Origin of the sequence: Cryobacterium sp. M91, from assembly GCF_002929615.1 — a bacterium.
GTDB classification, from domain to species: Bacteria; Actinomycetota; Actinomycetes; order Actinomycetales; family Microbacteriaceae; genus Cryobacterium; species Cryobacterium levicorallinum.
In genome coordinates this window covers 191,133-204,434 of record NZ_PJJT01000089.1, presented here as the reverse complement: position 1 = coordinate 204,434, position 13,302 = coordinate 191,133, and the positions used below count along the sequence as shown (strand labels likewise).

Annotated in this window: 13 protein-coding genes and 1 tRNA gene; 5 read left to right on the top strand and 9 right to left on the bottom strand. The window is 63.9% G+C overall.

What is annotated here, in order from left to right:
• The 6 genes from CXY80_RS15430 to CXY80_RS15405 form a co-directional block, all read right to left on the bottom strand.
• Positions 1-1,002 (bottom strand): DnaJ C-terminal domain-containing protein, encoded by a 1,002-nt coding sequence (locus tag CXY80_RS15430; protein ID WP_092447961.1) that lies wholly within the window; start codon positions 1,000-1,002, stop codon positions 1-3.
• Entirely contained in the window at positions 995-1,621 is a 627-nt protein-coding gene (locus CXY80_RS15425; RefSeq protein WP_092447962.1) for a nucleotide exchange factor GrpE, read from the bottom strand. The genes CXY80_RS15430 and CXY80_RS15425 overlap by 8 nt, the downstream gene beginning before the upstream one ends.
• Positions 1,622-1,630: 9 nt before the next feature.
• Positions 1,631-3,508 (bottom strand): molecular chaperone DnaK, encoded by a 1,878-nt coding sequence (dnaK, locus tag CXY80_RS15420; RefSeq protein WP_104132989.1) that lies wholly within the window; start codon positions 3,506-3,508, stop codon positions 1,631-1,633.
• A 239-nt stretch (positions 3,509-3,747) separates the two neighbouring features.
• Positions 3,748-4,521, bottom strand: coding sequence for an ATP-binding cassette domain-containing protein (locus tag CXY80_RS15415; RefSeq protein ID WP_092447964.1), 774 nt, complete (start codon positions 4,519-4,521; stop codon positions 3,748-3,750).
• A 2-nt stretch (positions 4,522-4,523) separates the two neighbouring features.
• Positions 4,524-5,552 carry an ABC transporter permease gene (locus CXY80_RS15410; protein ID WP_092447965.1) on the bottom strand — a complete coding sequence of 343 codons (1,029 nt, stop codon included), beginning with the start codon at positions 5,550-5,552 and terminating at the stop codon, positions 4,524-4,526.
• A 39-nt stretch (positions 5,553-5,591) separates the two neighbouring features.
• Positions 5,592-6,605 (bottom strand): substrate-binding domain-containing protein, encoded by a 1,014-nt coding sequence (locus tag CXY80_RS15405; RefSeq protein ID WP_158251677.1) that lies wholly within the window; start codon positions 6,603-6,605, stop codon positions 5,592-5,594.
• Between the two features lie 132 nt (positions 6,606-6,737).
• Here CXY80_RS15405 and CXY80_RS15400 point away from each other — a divergent pair, with 132 nt between their 5' ends.
• From CXY80_RS15400 to CXY80_RS15390, 3 genes are all read left to right on the top strand, one after another.
• A complete protein-coding gene (locus CXY80_RS15400; RefSeq protein ID WP_158251676.1) occupies positions 6,738-7,835 on the top strand; it encodes a LacI family DNA-binding transcriptional regulator in 1,098 nt (365 codons plus the stop codon).
• Positions 7,836-7,918: 83 nt separating this feature from the next.
• Entirely contained in the window at positions 7,919-9,229 is a 1,311-nt protein-coding gene (locus CXY80_RS15395) for an MFS transporter (RefSeq protein WP_092447968.1), read from the top strand.
• An 88-nt stretch (positions 9,230-9,317) separates the two neighbouring features.
• Positions 9,318-10,118: an isocitrate lyase/phosphoenolpyruvate mutase family protein gene (locus CXY80_RS15390; RefSeq protein WP_104132986.1), complete on the top strand. Its 801-nt coding sequence runs from the start codon at positions 9,318-9,320 to the stop codon at positions 10,116-10,118.
• Between the two features lie 35 nt (positions 10,119-10,153).
• On the opposite strand, the gene CXY80_RS15385 is transcribed toward CXY80_RS15390, so the two are convergent.
• Positions 10,154-10,675: a hypothetical protein gene (locus CXY80_RS15385; RefSeq protein WP_104132985.1), complete on the bottom strand. Its 522-nt coding sequence runs from the start codon at positions 10,673-10,675 to the stop codon at positions 10,154-10,156.
• Between the two features lie 85 nt (positions 10,676-10,760).
• The gene (gene dcd, locus CXY80_RS15380) at positions 10,761-11,342 is read right to left on the bottom strand and encodes a dCTP deaminase (protein WP_104132984.1); all 582 of its coding nucleotides are present in this window, start codon (positions 11,340-11,342) and stop codon (positions 10,761-10,763) included.
• 71 nt (positions 11,343-11,413) lie between these two features.
• Between dcd and CXY80_RS15375 the strand changes: the two genes are divergently transcribed.
• Positions 11,414-11,484, top strand: a tRNA-Gly gene (locus tag CXY80_RS15375).
• Positions 11,485-11,796: 312 nt separating this feature from the next.
• Positions 11,797-12,660, top strand: coding sequence for an NAD-dependent epimerase/dehydratase family protein (locus tag CXY80_RS15370; protein ID WP_104132983.1), 864 nt, complete (start codon positions 11,797-11,799; stop codon positions 12,658-12,660).
• A gap of 21 nt (positions 12,661-12,681) precedes the next feature.
• On the opposite strand, the gene CXY80_RS15365 is transcribed toward CXY80_RS15370, so the two are convergent.
• Positions 12,682-13,149 carry a MarR family winged helix-turn-helix transcriptional regulator gene (locus tag CXY80_RS15365; RefSeq protein WP_092447973.1) on the bottom strand — a complete coding sequence of 156 codons (468 nt, stop codon included), beginning with the start codon at positions 13,147-13,149 and terminating at the stop codon, positions 12,682-12,684.
• Positions 13,150-13,302: the final 153 nt, after the last annotated feature.

Below are 13,302 nucleotides of genomic sequence, written 5' to 3'. Positions count from 1 at the left end.
CTAGCCCTTCGCTCGCGCGATCAGTTCATCACGCGGATTTTCCTTGGGCAGTGCCTCGGCGAAGGCTGCGAGCTTTTCTTCCGCATCCTTTGACAGGTGTGACGGTACAGCGACCTGCACGATGGCGAGCAGGTCGCCGGTGCCCTTCGCCGTGGTGACGCCGCGACCCTTGACCCGCAGCACGCGTCCTCCGGGAGTGCCGGGGGCCACGCGCAGTTTGACCGGGGCACCACCGAGGGTGGGCACCTCGATCGTCGCACCGAGGCTCGCCTCGACGAAGGTGACCGGAACGGTCACCCGCAGGTTGAGGCCGTCCCGTTCAAACACCGGGTGCTTGCGCACGGTGATCGTCAGCACGATATCGCCGGTTTCTCCGCCGTCGGGGCTGGGCTGGCCCTTGCCGCGCAGGCGAATCTTCTGCCCGTCGGCGACGCCCGCTGGCACCTTGACCTTGATCGGCCGGCCGTCCTGGGTCTGCAGACTGATCTGGTCGCCCTGGGTAGCCGTGATGAAGTCGATGGTCGTCGACGCGATCACATCGCGGCCTCGGGTAGGCGCGCCCGATCCGCGGTAGCCGCCGGTGGGGTTGCCGAAGCCACCGCCACCGCCGCCACCTCTGCCGAACATACCCCCGAGGATATCGTCGAAGCCGCCCTGCTCGAAGGTATAACTTTGCTGACGACTTCCGCCGCCGAACATGCCTCCGAAGGCGTCCTCAAAGCCACCGCTCTGGGCCCGGCCGCCGGGCGCGGCGAACCGCGCCCCACTGCCCATGGCCCGCACGGCATCGTATTCCTTGCGCTGCGCGGCATCGCCCAGCACCGAGTGCGCCTCGCTCAGTTCCTTGAACTTCGCCTCGGCGGCGGGGTTCCCCGGGTTGGAATCCGGGTGGTACTTACGCGCGAGCTTGCGGTACGCCTTCTTCAACTCGGCCGGCGTGACATCTTTCGATACCCCGAGAACCTTGTAGAAGTCCTTGTCAAACCAATCCTGGCTAGCCATCGCTCGGTACCTGAACGACGACCTTGGCCGCGCGCAGCAGCGTGGAGCCGAGGTAGTACCCCGTCTCCGCGACGTCGCCGACGGTTTCAACGTCGACCGCTGCACTCGGCTGCTGGAAGATCGCCTCGTGCATGGTTGGGTCGAAGGGTTCGCCGACCGTGCCGAACGAGGTCAGCCCGAGCCGTTCAACGCTCGAACGCAGTTTGGCTGCGATCGTGGCGAAGGCCGAGTCGGGCACGAGATCGCCGTGCTTCTCAGCACGGTAGATGTCGTCGAGTACCGGAATAAGCACCTTGACGATATCCCCGGTCACGCGCTCTTTCTCGATGGCCCGGTTGGCTTCGGTGCGCCGACGATAGTTGGCGTACTCGGCCGTCACGCGCTTGAGGTCGGCGAGGTGTTCGCTCGTCGGCTCAGCAACTTCGCGTTCCGCCGCGTCCAGAATGTCCTGAACGGTCAGTTCGTCTTCTTCGATCCCGTCGGCCGTACCGTCGGCTACAGCACTGTCAGGTTCAGAAGCGGATGCTGCATCAGCTGCGGCCGCGCCCGCAGCGGCGGTGCCGTCATCGGGCACCCCCGCAGCGGACGCGTCGTTGTCTGGATGTTTCTTGTCAGCCATGGTTGCGGCCTACTTCTTCTTCTTCTCGTCTTCGTCGTCGTCAACAACTTCGGCGTCGACAACGTCTTCGTCCTTGTTCTCTTCGGCAGGAGCCTCGTCGGTGCTGGTCTCATCAGCGCCGGCTGCGGCATCCGCCTGGCTGGACTTGTAGATGGCTTCGCCGAGCTTGCCCTGGCTTTCGTTGAGCTTGTCAAACGCGGTCTTCACCGCGTCGTCATCGTCGCCGGCGAGAGCGGACTTGAGGGCGTCGACATCAGCCTGCACCTCATTCTTCACGTCCTCGGGGAGCTTGTCGACGTTGTCCTTGATCAGCTTCTCGATCGAGTAGGCGAGCTGCTCGGCCGTGTTGCGGGTCTCGGCGACTTCACGCAGACGCTTGTCTTCTGCGGCGTGCTCTTCACCCTCGCGCACCATGCGCTCGATGTCTTCCTTCGCGAGCGAGGAACCGCCCGTGATGGTCATCGACTGCTCGGTTCCAGTGCCCTTGTCCTTGGCAGACACGTGCACGATGCCGTTGGCGTCGATGTCGAAGGTGACCTCGACCTGCGGAATGCCGCGCGGCGCCGGCGCGATGCCGGTGAGCTCGAAGGTTCCGAGGTTCTTGTTGTCGCGGGTGAACTCACGCTCGCCCTGGAAGACCTGGATCGCAACGGACGGCTGGTTGTCGTCGGCCGTGGTGAAGGTTTCGCTGCGCTTGGTCGGGATGGCCGTGTTGCGCTCGATCAGGCGCGTCATGATGCCGCCCTTGGTTTCGATGCCGAGGCTCAGCGGGGTGACGTCGATGAGCAGAACGTCCTTGCGCTCGCCCTTCAGCACGCCGGCCTGCAGTGCGGCGCCGACGGCGACGACCTCGTCCGGGTTGACACCCTTGTTCGGGTCCTTGCCGCCGGTCTCGCTCTTGACGAGCTCGTAGACGGCGGGCATACGGGTGGAACCACCGACGAGAACGACGTGGGCGATGTCACCGACCTTGACGCCGGCCTCACGAATAACGTCCTGGAAGGGCTTCTTGGTGCGGTCGAGCAGGTCCTCAGTCATCTTCTCGAACTGGGCGCGGGTGAGCGTCTCGTCGAGGTTGGCCGGGCCGTTTTCGGTCAGCGACAGGTAGGGCAGCTGGATGCTCGTCGACATGCTCGAGGAGAGTTCCTTCTTGGCCTGCTCAGCGGCTTCTTTGAGGCGCTGCTTGGCGATCTTGTCCTTGGACACGTCAACGCCGGTGGTCTCCTTGAAGCGCTTGATCAGGTGATCAACGATGCGCTGGTCCCAGTCGTCGCCGCCGAGGCGGTTGTCGCCGGCGGTCGAGCGCACCTGGATGGTGGAGAAGTCGTCGTCCTTGCCCACCTCGAGCAGCGACACGTCGAAGGTTCCGCCTCCGAGGTCGAAGACCAGAATGAGCTCGTCTTCCTTGCCCTTGTCGAGACCGTAGGCCAGCGCGGCGGCGGTCGGCTCGTTGATAATGCGCAATACGTTGAGTCCGGCAATCTCGCCGGCCTCCTTCGTGGCCTGACGCTCGGCGTCGTTGAAGTACGCCGGCACGGTCACGACGGCGTCGCTGACCTTCTCGCCCAAGTACTGCTCGGCATCCCGCTTGAGTTTGGCGAGGATACGCGCGCTGATCTCCTGCGGGGTGTACTTCTTGTCGTCGATCGCGACGGTCCAGTCGGTGCCCATGTGGCGCTTGACGCTGGAGATGGTGCGGTCGACGTTGGTGACGTTCTGGCGCTTGGCGGTTTCTCCGACGAGAACTTCGCCGTCCTTGGTGAATGCGACCACCGAGGGGGTGGTGCGCAAGCCCTCAGCGTTGGCGATGACGGTGGGTTCTCCACCTTCGAGCACGGACACCACCGAGTTTGTGGTTCCGAGGTCAATACCTACTGCACGAGCCATCTGGGTTGTTCTCCTTCAATCATGTGCGAAACGAACTGCTAAGTAATCTCAAGACTTGAGCCTCGATGGCTCAAGTATTCCAGAGCCGTTTCGTCCCTGTCAATTTCTACGGCTGAAAGTTGAGTGTGAGTGGCTCAACTTTCAAAGCGGATGCCGCTCCGCCGACGGCAGACATGGAAGAACGGGCCGCACGATGTAACCAGTGCGACCCGTCCACGTATTTTTCGCCCGAAGGCTGGTTAGTCGCCCTCCACCTTGATGGTGGCGATGGTACCGGTGAGCACGCCGATCAGGCGGTCACCGTCGAACTCGGTGGTGGGGGCATCCATCACGATGCGGCCGAGGCGCAGCACGACGATGCGGTCCGTCACCTCGAGTACGTGCGGCAGTGTGTGGGAGATGAAGATAACGCCGAGTCCCTTGGCCTTGGCCGCACGAATGACATTGAGCACTTCGCCCGCCTGACGCGCACCGAGGTGGTTGGTGGGCTCGTCCAGAATGATCACTTTTCGCGCCCACGACACCGCCCGGCCAATCGACACCGCCTGGCGCTGGCCGCCGGAGAGCTGAGAAACGGAACGGTTCGACGCCGGCACGGCGATTCCAACCCGCTCGAGGTCAGCGTGCGCCTCGCGGGCCATGGTCTTCTTCGACAGAAACCCCAGCTTTCCCAGGAATCCCGGCACGACCTTTTCACGGCCGAGGAACACGTTTTCCGAAACGGTCAGGTGCGGTGCCAGACCGGAGTCCTGGTAGAGAGTCTCCACCCCGGCCTCGAGGGCCTCCCGCGGCGAGCTCCATTCACGCTCCACCCCGTCGAGCAAGATCTGTCCGCCGTCGGGTTGGTGGGCGCCCGAGAGCACCTTGACCAGGGTCGATTTTCCGGCACCGTTGTCGCCGACCAGGCCGACGACTTCGCCGGCGTGGAGCTTGAGGCTGGCCCCGTCGAGGGCGATGACTGAGCCGTAGCGCTTGGAAACGTTCCGGACTTCGTAGATGACTTCGCCGACCATGGTCACTTTCTCCCGTTCTTGCTCTGCAGCGTCTGAGCGGCGACCGCCGCAGCGATCAGAACGGCCACGACAACCTTTTTCCAGTCCGGTGCAACACCGATCATGATCAGGCCGGACTGCACGGTGAAGAGGATGAGGGCGCCGAGGATGGTGCCCATGATGCGGCCGACGCCACCCATGAGGGACGCGCCGCCGATGACGACAGCCGCGATGGCGTCGAGTTCACGGCCCGTTCCCGACGAGGGGGAACCTGCGCCGAGACGGATATAGACGTACATGCCGGCCAGGCCGGCCAGCGCACCGGACAGCGCGTAGACCATGGTGAGGTGTCGTTCCACGTTGATACCCGCTGCCCGTGCCGCAAAGGCATTCGAGCCGATGGCGTAGGTGTACAGACCAAAGCGGGCCTTGTGCAGGAACAGGCCCAGCACGGCAATGACGATGGCCACGAAGAGCACGGCCCAGGAGAGCGGATTCCAGGTCGGCGACATCGCGCTGATGAGAGTGAAGTCATTGGCGCTGCCGATCGGGGCGCCCTTGGAAATGATGACCGAGAATCCGAGCGCCGCGCCCATCGTGGCCAGGGTAGCGATGAACGGCACGATTTTGAGCTTGTTGATCAGGAATGCGTTGACCAGACCGACGCCCAAACCGACGGCGACCGAGACCACGGTTCCGATCAGGAGCGGGCCGGCAGCATCCTGCCCCTTGACGGTCTGGTCCAGGCCGAGCACGTTGGCCATGGTCCAGGCGGAGATGACGCCGCTGAGTCCGATGGTGGCACCGACCGACAGGTCGATGCCACCGCTGATCACTACAAAGGTTTGACCAACGGCAATCAGGGCAACGGAACCCCAGTCCGTGAGGACGTTATTGGCCGTCGCGACCGAAAAGAACTTCGGTTCGAGCACCGTGAACACGACGATCAGAATGATCATCACGCCCACCAGGATGGTGCTTTGATTGGCGGCCAGGGAGGAGAACCGTGACGAGAGCGCTGACTTCTGCACGCTCTGACTGACGTTGGTCATGTATTTGCCTTTGTTTTCTACAGCTACCGGGAGGACGACTTATTCAGTGGCGACGTAGGTGTACTTCGCGAAGTCGTCATCAGAGGTGCTGGAATCCAGAACTACGTTCGGAATGACAACCTCGTGCTCGGTCGACGTCTCACCGGTCTTGATGTACTCGACGAGCGTCTGAATGGCGAGGCGGGCTTCGGCGGCGGGATCCTGCGCGATGAGCGCGGTGAAAACGCCGGACTTGATCTTCGCGACGTTGTCGGGGTAAGCGTCGTAGCCGACGAGTCCAATGGTGCCTTCCAGGCCCTTGGATTCGAGGGCCGCAGCCGCACCCGAGGCGTTCGTGCCGTCAATGGCGAAAATGCCGGCCAGGTCAGGGAAGCGGGTGAGCCAGTTGTTCACGTTGGTCGCGGCCTTTTCCGGGTTGGACTCGGAGTACGCGACGTCAGCGATTTCAATGCCGGGATATTCGGCTTCGATCTGGGCCGTGAAGCCGTCGAGGCGGCTGACATTGGTGGTCGCGGTGGCGCTGGTGAGCCCGACGACAACCTGGTAGGTTCCGCCGTCTTCGTAGCCGATCTGGGTGGCGAGCGCGTCAGCGGCCTTGGCGCCGCCGTCGGCGTTGTCACCGGTGATGAATGACACGACGTCGGAGAGGTCGTCGACGTGGGTGTCTACGTTGACCACGGGGATGCCGGCGGCAACGGCCTTGGAGACCGAGGACTGCAGGGCCGTCGGGTCGGTCGGGATGAGCACCAGGCCGGAGGGCTGCTGGGCCAGAACCGCGTCGACGATCGGGATCTGGGTCTCGGCCGAGTAGTTCGCCGGGTCGCCCTGCCAGATGAGCGTGACGCCGAGCTTGGCGGCTTCTTCCTCTGCGCCGGCCTTCATCGCCTGGAAGAACGGGTCGGCCTCTGCGCCCATGACGAATGCAATGGTGATTTCATCCGCTGCCGCAGCATCGGTGGAATCGGTGGTGGCTGCGGTCGAGCAACCGGCCAGGGTCAGTGCGAATGCCGTCATTGCACCAACTGCTGCAATCGTTCGGAATGAGCGCCTCATGAATGTCTCCTTTGACTTACGTGACCAATGCGAGATCGTTCTCGCAAACCTTGGTACTATATATTCCAATGGGAGAATGAGTAATGCAACTCGAGTAGGTAACGGTTGCATCACGTTTACAAAGGGGTCACTGTGCGGGACGACGACGTCACGAAGCCAAGTCATCTGCCGACAATCGTCGACGTTGCCGCCGAGGCGGGTGTGTCTCGAGCCACGGCCTCGCGGGCGCTCGGCCGCTACGGCCGCACGTCGGCCTCCACCATCGCGCGGGTCGAGCAGGCGGCGGACGCGCTGGGTTACCGCCCGAACGAACTCGCCCGGGCGATGCGCGTCGGTGTCACCAAGACCATCGGTCTGGTCATCATCGCTGACTTCACGAATGCGTTTTTCGATCGCGCTACCAAGGCCATCGTGGACGAGGCCAAACTACACGGCTACCAGGTGCTCATTACCAACACCGATGAAGAAACCGCGATCGAGCGCCAAGCTATCGAGACCCTGCTCGAGAAACAGGTCGATGGGTTGATCGTGGTGCCGTCGCTGTCAGAGGGCTACGAGCATCTAAAGCCGGCTCAGCTCGGCGGCCGACCGATCGTGCTCATTGACCGCCGCCTGGACGACCCGCCGCTCACCTCCATCACCACCGACGACTTCGCCGGCACCCGCGAAGCCGTGCGCCACGCCATTTCACTCGGCCACAAACGGCTGGGTTTTCTCATCTCGGCCTCGAGCGTCGAGGGCGTGACCGACCAGAGGCCAACCCATCTCATCTCGACCGTTCTGGACCGCACAGAAGGCTTTCTGCAGGGCGCCTCCGATGCCGGTATCCGTCGCAACAGCCAGCATTGGATCTTCTGTGAGGACAAGCCGAAGTCATCCGAGGCGGCCGTGGCGTCGCTCCTGGACCGACCGAACCCACCCACGATCATTTTCACGTCGAACAACGACATGGCTCTGGCCGTGCTGAAGGTTGCCGGAAACCGGCGCCTCACCATCGGCCGGGACATCTCGCTCGTGACGGTCGACGACAGCCAGTGGGCGGCGGCAATAGTTCCCGGCATCACCGTGGTCGCCCGCCCGGTTGAAGAAATCGGCCAACTGGCCGTCACGAAGCTGCTGGCCGAAATCGCCGAGCCCGGCCAGCCCATCGAAGTCGTGGTGCTGCCAACCGAACTCATCACCCGCGATTCGGTGGCGAACCTGTACCTGCAGGACTACCGCGTCAGCTGACGTTCGCCCGAGCGGATGCCAACCCGACGGTCCCAGTATCGGCGCAGCATCCGTTCCTTACCGGCGGGCAGTAGATTGTGCACATGATCCACACTGTCGCCGGAGACGCAGCCACCACTCCAACGCGTGGCCGGGTGGTGGCCTGGGCGTTCTGGGACTGGGGATCAGCCGCGTTCAACGCCGTCGTCACGACCTTCGTCTTCACTGTGTACATCACCGGCGCGTCTTTCGGCGATGAAGACGTGATCAGCGCCCAGCTCGGCTGGGCCCTGGCCATCGCCGGCCTCGTCATTGCCGCACTGGCCCCGATCACCGGGCAACGCTCCGACACTTCCGGCCGCCGCAAATTCTGGCTCGGCGTGAATACCTTCATCGTCGTCGCGCTGACCGCTTGCATGTTCTTCGTGCAGGCAAGCCCGAGCTACCTGCTGCTCGGACTGTTCCTGGTCGCGGCCGGCAACGTCTTCTTCGAATTCGCAGGCGTCAACTACAACGCCATGCTTGCGCAGGTGTCGACACCGCGCACTATCGGCAAGGTCAGCGGATTCGGCTGGGGCATGGGCTACCTCGGCGGCATCGTGCTGCTGCTCATCGTGTACTTCGGCTTTATCCAGCCCGAGGTCGGCCTGTTCGGGGTGACCGGCGACAACGGTCTCGCCGTGCGCGTCTCCATGTTGCTCGCAGCCGCCTGGTTCGGTCTCTTCGCGCTGCCCGTGCTCCTGCGGGTACCGGAGTATCGGGCGCCCAAGGCCGCCCGACGCGAAAAAGTCAGCTTCTTCCAAAGCTACGGGGTGCTCGGCCACGATATTGCCCGCCTCTGGAAGACCAGCCGCCAGGCGGTGTACTTTCTCATCGCGAGCGCGGTGTTCCGCGACGGCCTGGCCGGCGTGTTCACCTTCGGCGGTGTGCTCGCGGCATCCGTTTTCGGATTCTCGCCCGGCGAGGTCATCATTTTCGCCATCGCGGCCAATGTGGTCGCCGGCATCGCGACCATGAGTGTTGGCGCGCTCGACGACCGGCTCGGCGCGAAGCCCGTCATCATGACCGCCTTGGTCGGGCTTCTGGTCAGCGGCCTCCTGGTGTTTTTCCTGCACGACGGCGGGCAGATCGTGTTCTGGACGGCAGGGCTGGCCCTATGCCTGTTCGTCGGCCCCGCCCAATCGGCCAGCCGCACCTTTCTGGCTCGGCTCATTCCCGTCGGCCGCGAGGGTGAAGTGTTCGGGCTCTACGCCACGACCGGTCGAGCCGTCAGCTTTCTCGCGCCGGCCGCCTTCGCGCTGTCGGTCACAATCTTCGGCGAGACCTACTGGGGCATCCTGGGCATCATGCTCGTGCTGCTCGTCGGCCTGCTACTGCTCATTCCGGTCTCGGCCAGGCAGCAGCATATCTCCTAGCCGGACGCCAGCCCGTCCTTGCCTGAGCATCTACTGAATTGCGGCTGTTCCCTCGCCCAGGGCGCGCAGGCCGGTCAGACTGAAGAGCATGACTCTTACCCAGCTCCAGAAGGCCGAACTCCTGCTCTCGCTGCACGTGCCCGGCGAGCCCCTCATCGTCACCAACGTGTGGGATGCCATTACCGCCAAGATCGTGGCCGATGCGCCCGGAGTGAAGGCCCTCGCCACCGCGAGCCACTCCATCTCGAACGTGCGCGGCCTGCCAGACGGCGAAGGCCTCTCGCTCGACGAGGCCATTCTCGCCGCCACGATCATCGCCCGCGCCGTCGACCTGCCGGTCTCTGCCGACTTCGAGAAGGGCTACGCACCGGATGTTGCCGGCGTGACCCGCAACGTGCGTCGCCTGATCGAGGAATCCGGCATCGTCGGCATCAACATCGAGGACTCGGTCGGCGCCGCGAAGGCCCCGCAGTTCGACATCGAGACCGCCGCCGCCCGCGTGGCCGCAGCGAGAGCCGGCGCCGAGCAGAGCGGCATTCCCGTCGTCATCAACGCCCGCGTCGACACCCTGGCCGGCGGCGGCGACTGGGACGAAGCCGTCGCCCGCGCCAACGCCTACCTCGGCGCCGGCGCTGACGTCATCTTCTTCCTCGGCCTGACCGACGAGGACAAGGTGGTCCGCGCGATCGAGCAGGTTAACGGCAAAATATCGGTGATCGGTGCGCCCGGACTCGTTCCGCTGAAGCGCCTCGCCGAACTCGGCATCAGCCGAGTCAGTTTCGGCCCGGGCACCCTCGGCCTCACCCTCGCAGCACTGCAGGCCGCGGCCACGAACCTCACCGCCCTCGGCGACTACCCGGCCGACCTCGGGTTCAAGTTCACCCTCTAAGCCACCCAGACACCGAGGCCATCAGCATCCGTTTCTCAGCGGATGCGGGTGGCCTCATTGTGTTCGACGAGTTGCCAGGTCGCGCCCTCATCGGCGGAGACCCACCCCTCCCACTTGTAGCTGTCGGGGGTGATGGCGGTGAAATTCCAGCGGATCGGGCGGCCGTCCGTGCGGGTGCCCTCCTGCCGAACTCCATGCCGGTATGGGGTGGCCACGAGCTGGCAGTATTCGCCCAGCGCCGGGGCGAAGTGGCTCACGCGCCAGGCTCCGGCGAACGGGTCGTAGACGCGCACGGTAGTGGCGACGGTTTCAAACCCAGACGGATGCGTCGTGCTCGCAACGACCTCGACGTCTTGCACGGCCCGACCGTCGAGGATGAATTCGACCATCCAGACGAAGTCACGTTCGATCCACTCTCCGGTGGTCTCGTCGAGGCGGGTACCCTTGGCGGCCCAGGATCCGACCATCTGGCCGAAGCGGTGCATGCGCCCCGGATACTCCGGCGTGGGGCCGTGCGCGATCAGCGCCTCGTCGAATCGGGTCGGCATGGAGGTCATATTCAGATTTTACCCGACGCGAGGTTACGTTCGACGTATTACGTTTGCTCGGCCCGCGGGCATCCGCTTGTGTTGGAAGGCTGCATCAGCGGTCGATGACCGTGCGGTGAAAGTTTTGGAACGAGCGTGACGCCGTCGGGCCGCGCTGGCCCTGGTAGCGGGAGCCGTATTCGCTCGAGCCGTAGGGCTTCTCGGCCGGGGAGCTGAGCTGAAAGAAGCACAGCTGGCCAATCTTCATTCCGGGCCAGAGCTTGATCGGCAGCGTCGCAACGTTGCTGAGCTCGAGCGTGACGTGGCCCGAAAAGCCGGGGTCGATGAACCCGGCCGTGGAGTGGGTCAGCAGACCGAGACGTCCGAGCGAGCTCTTGCCCTCGAGCCGGGCGGCAATGTCGTCTGGCAGGGTCACCTGCTCGTAGGTGGCGCCGAGCACGAATTCGCCCGGGTGCAGAATGAACGGCTCGTCGGGCTTGGTCTCGATCAGGCGGGTCAGCTCTGGCTGGTCCTCGGCCGGATCGATGTAGGCGTACTTGTGGTTGTCGAATAGCCGAAACAGGCGGTCGAGGCGCACATCAATGCTCGATGGCTGGATCATTGCGGGGTCGAGCGGCTCCAAACCGATTCGTCCAGCGTCGAGTTCAGCCTTGATATCGCGATCTGAGAGCAGCACGGTGCCAGCCTAGCCGCGCTGGGTTGATATGCTGGCACGGTTCCGATTGTTGTTCACTCACGGTCGGGCGCGCGGATGTAGTTCAATGGTAGAACTTCAGCTTCCCAAGCTGATAGCGCGGGTTCGATTCCCGTCATCCGCTCCGAATAAGCACCGTCACGTTCTCAGTGGACAACTTCGTGTGGTGCAACCGGACTGTGACCACCCAAAGTTGTCCAGTCAGTGACGAGGTTGGTCGGCACCCACGTCGTGCAGAAAGTACGCCCCGAACGTCGTCACCAGGCCACCTCGCCGGCCCGAAAACGACAGGCCGGGCATGGGCGTTCGAGTACCCAGCTCCAGTCAGACGTGTCAGGAACGATAGGCATGGTTTCATGGTAACGCCCGCACTTCGCGGCGCTGCGGGCTCATCGTCATGGTGCGCCCGCTAGCGTGGAATAAATCAAGGAGACAGATGACGGTACTCATTGCCGGATGCGGCGACCTCGGCACCGAGGTTGGCCTGCGGTTCGCGCGGCTGGGGCACACTGTGGTCGGGCTGCGGCGCAACGCACGCCTGCTCCCCCCAGAAATCACCGGCCAGTCCATCGACCTGAGCGTCGAGAAGCCAACCATCCCGCCAGACACCGAGTTCGTGGTCGTCGCGATCTCGGCCGGCAGCCCCACGGCCCTGGCCTATCGCACCACCTACCTTGACGGCCTGCGCAACCTGCTCGACGCGCTCAATGAGGCGCAGGTCACGCCGCGCCGCGTGCTGCTGGTCTCGTCGACGGCGGTCTACGACGTCAACGACGGCAGCCGGGTCGACGAGCAGACGCCGGCGAATCCGAAACCGGGCACCGATTCAATCGTGCTCGATGCCGAACGGATGCTCCACTCCAGACTCCCCGCCGCCACCGTTCTGCGCCTGGCCGGCATTTACGGCCCCGGCCGTGAACGACTGATCGCCCACGTACGCGCGGGTGCCGGGCTCTCCGCCCAGTCACGCCACACCAACCGCATCCACCGGGACGACGCAGCCGCCGCGATCGTTCACCTGCTGCTGCGTTCTGAGCAACCGGCGCCGCTCTATCTCGGCGTCGACAATGAGCCAGTGCGCAGTGACGAGGTGCTGACCTTTCTCGCTGCCGAGCTCGGCCTGCCCGAACCGGCGCTGAACGAGTCGGACCAGCCGACGCGCACCCGCGAAAGCCAAAGAGGCGGCGACAAGCTACTGAGCAACCAGCTTCTGCGCGATACCGGCTTCATCTTCAGCTACCCCACCTACCGGGAAGGCTACCGGGCCATGCTGGCCGGGCGCGGAATCCGCCACCCCTAACGGTGGCCCAGGCGGTCATACTCAGGCGGTCAGGCTCAGATCGGCATCCGATCCCACGGTCAACGCCATCGCGGACAGCATGGCGCCCAGCCGTGCTTGGTCCTCCGGGCTCACGTCGCGCACGGAGTGAGTGATGAGCGCCTCGAAGTCGTCGTAGATTTTCTGCGTGATCTGCTCCGCGGCCGGTGTCAAGGTCAAGAGCAGACTCCGTCGATCGTGCGGGTGAGCCACCCGAACCAGCAGTTGCAAGGCCACGAGTCGATTCGAGATCGCGGTCACTGCACCGGTCGTCATTTCCATCGATTCCGCGAGCAATTTCGGGGTAATGCTGCCCGCTTCGGCAACGCGAGCCACGGCGCGCAGCTCGCTCCCGGTCAGACCGCTCTCGGTCGCGACCCGGTTTCGATTCCGATCCATGGCGCGCAGAAAAGCTAAAGCGGATGCCGACAAGGCGTCCGGGGTGCGTCCGGAACTGTCCCGACCATACATTCGTTCTCCTGACCTCTGGTCTGTTGGTTTCGCCCAACTTCAGGCTCGCAAAATTGCCCGTGAGGGCATTCTGTTCTGTCAGTGTAGCCGCTAGATCAATTACTAAGTTTCTTAACTCTTAAATAGTTTACTGTTTGAAGTAAATCCCGTATA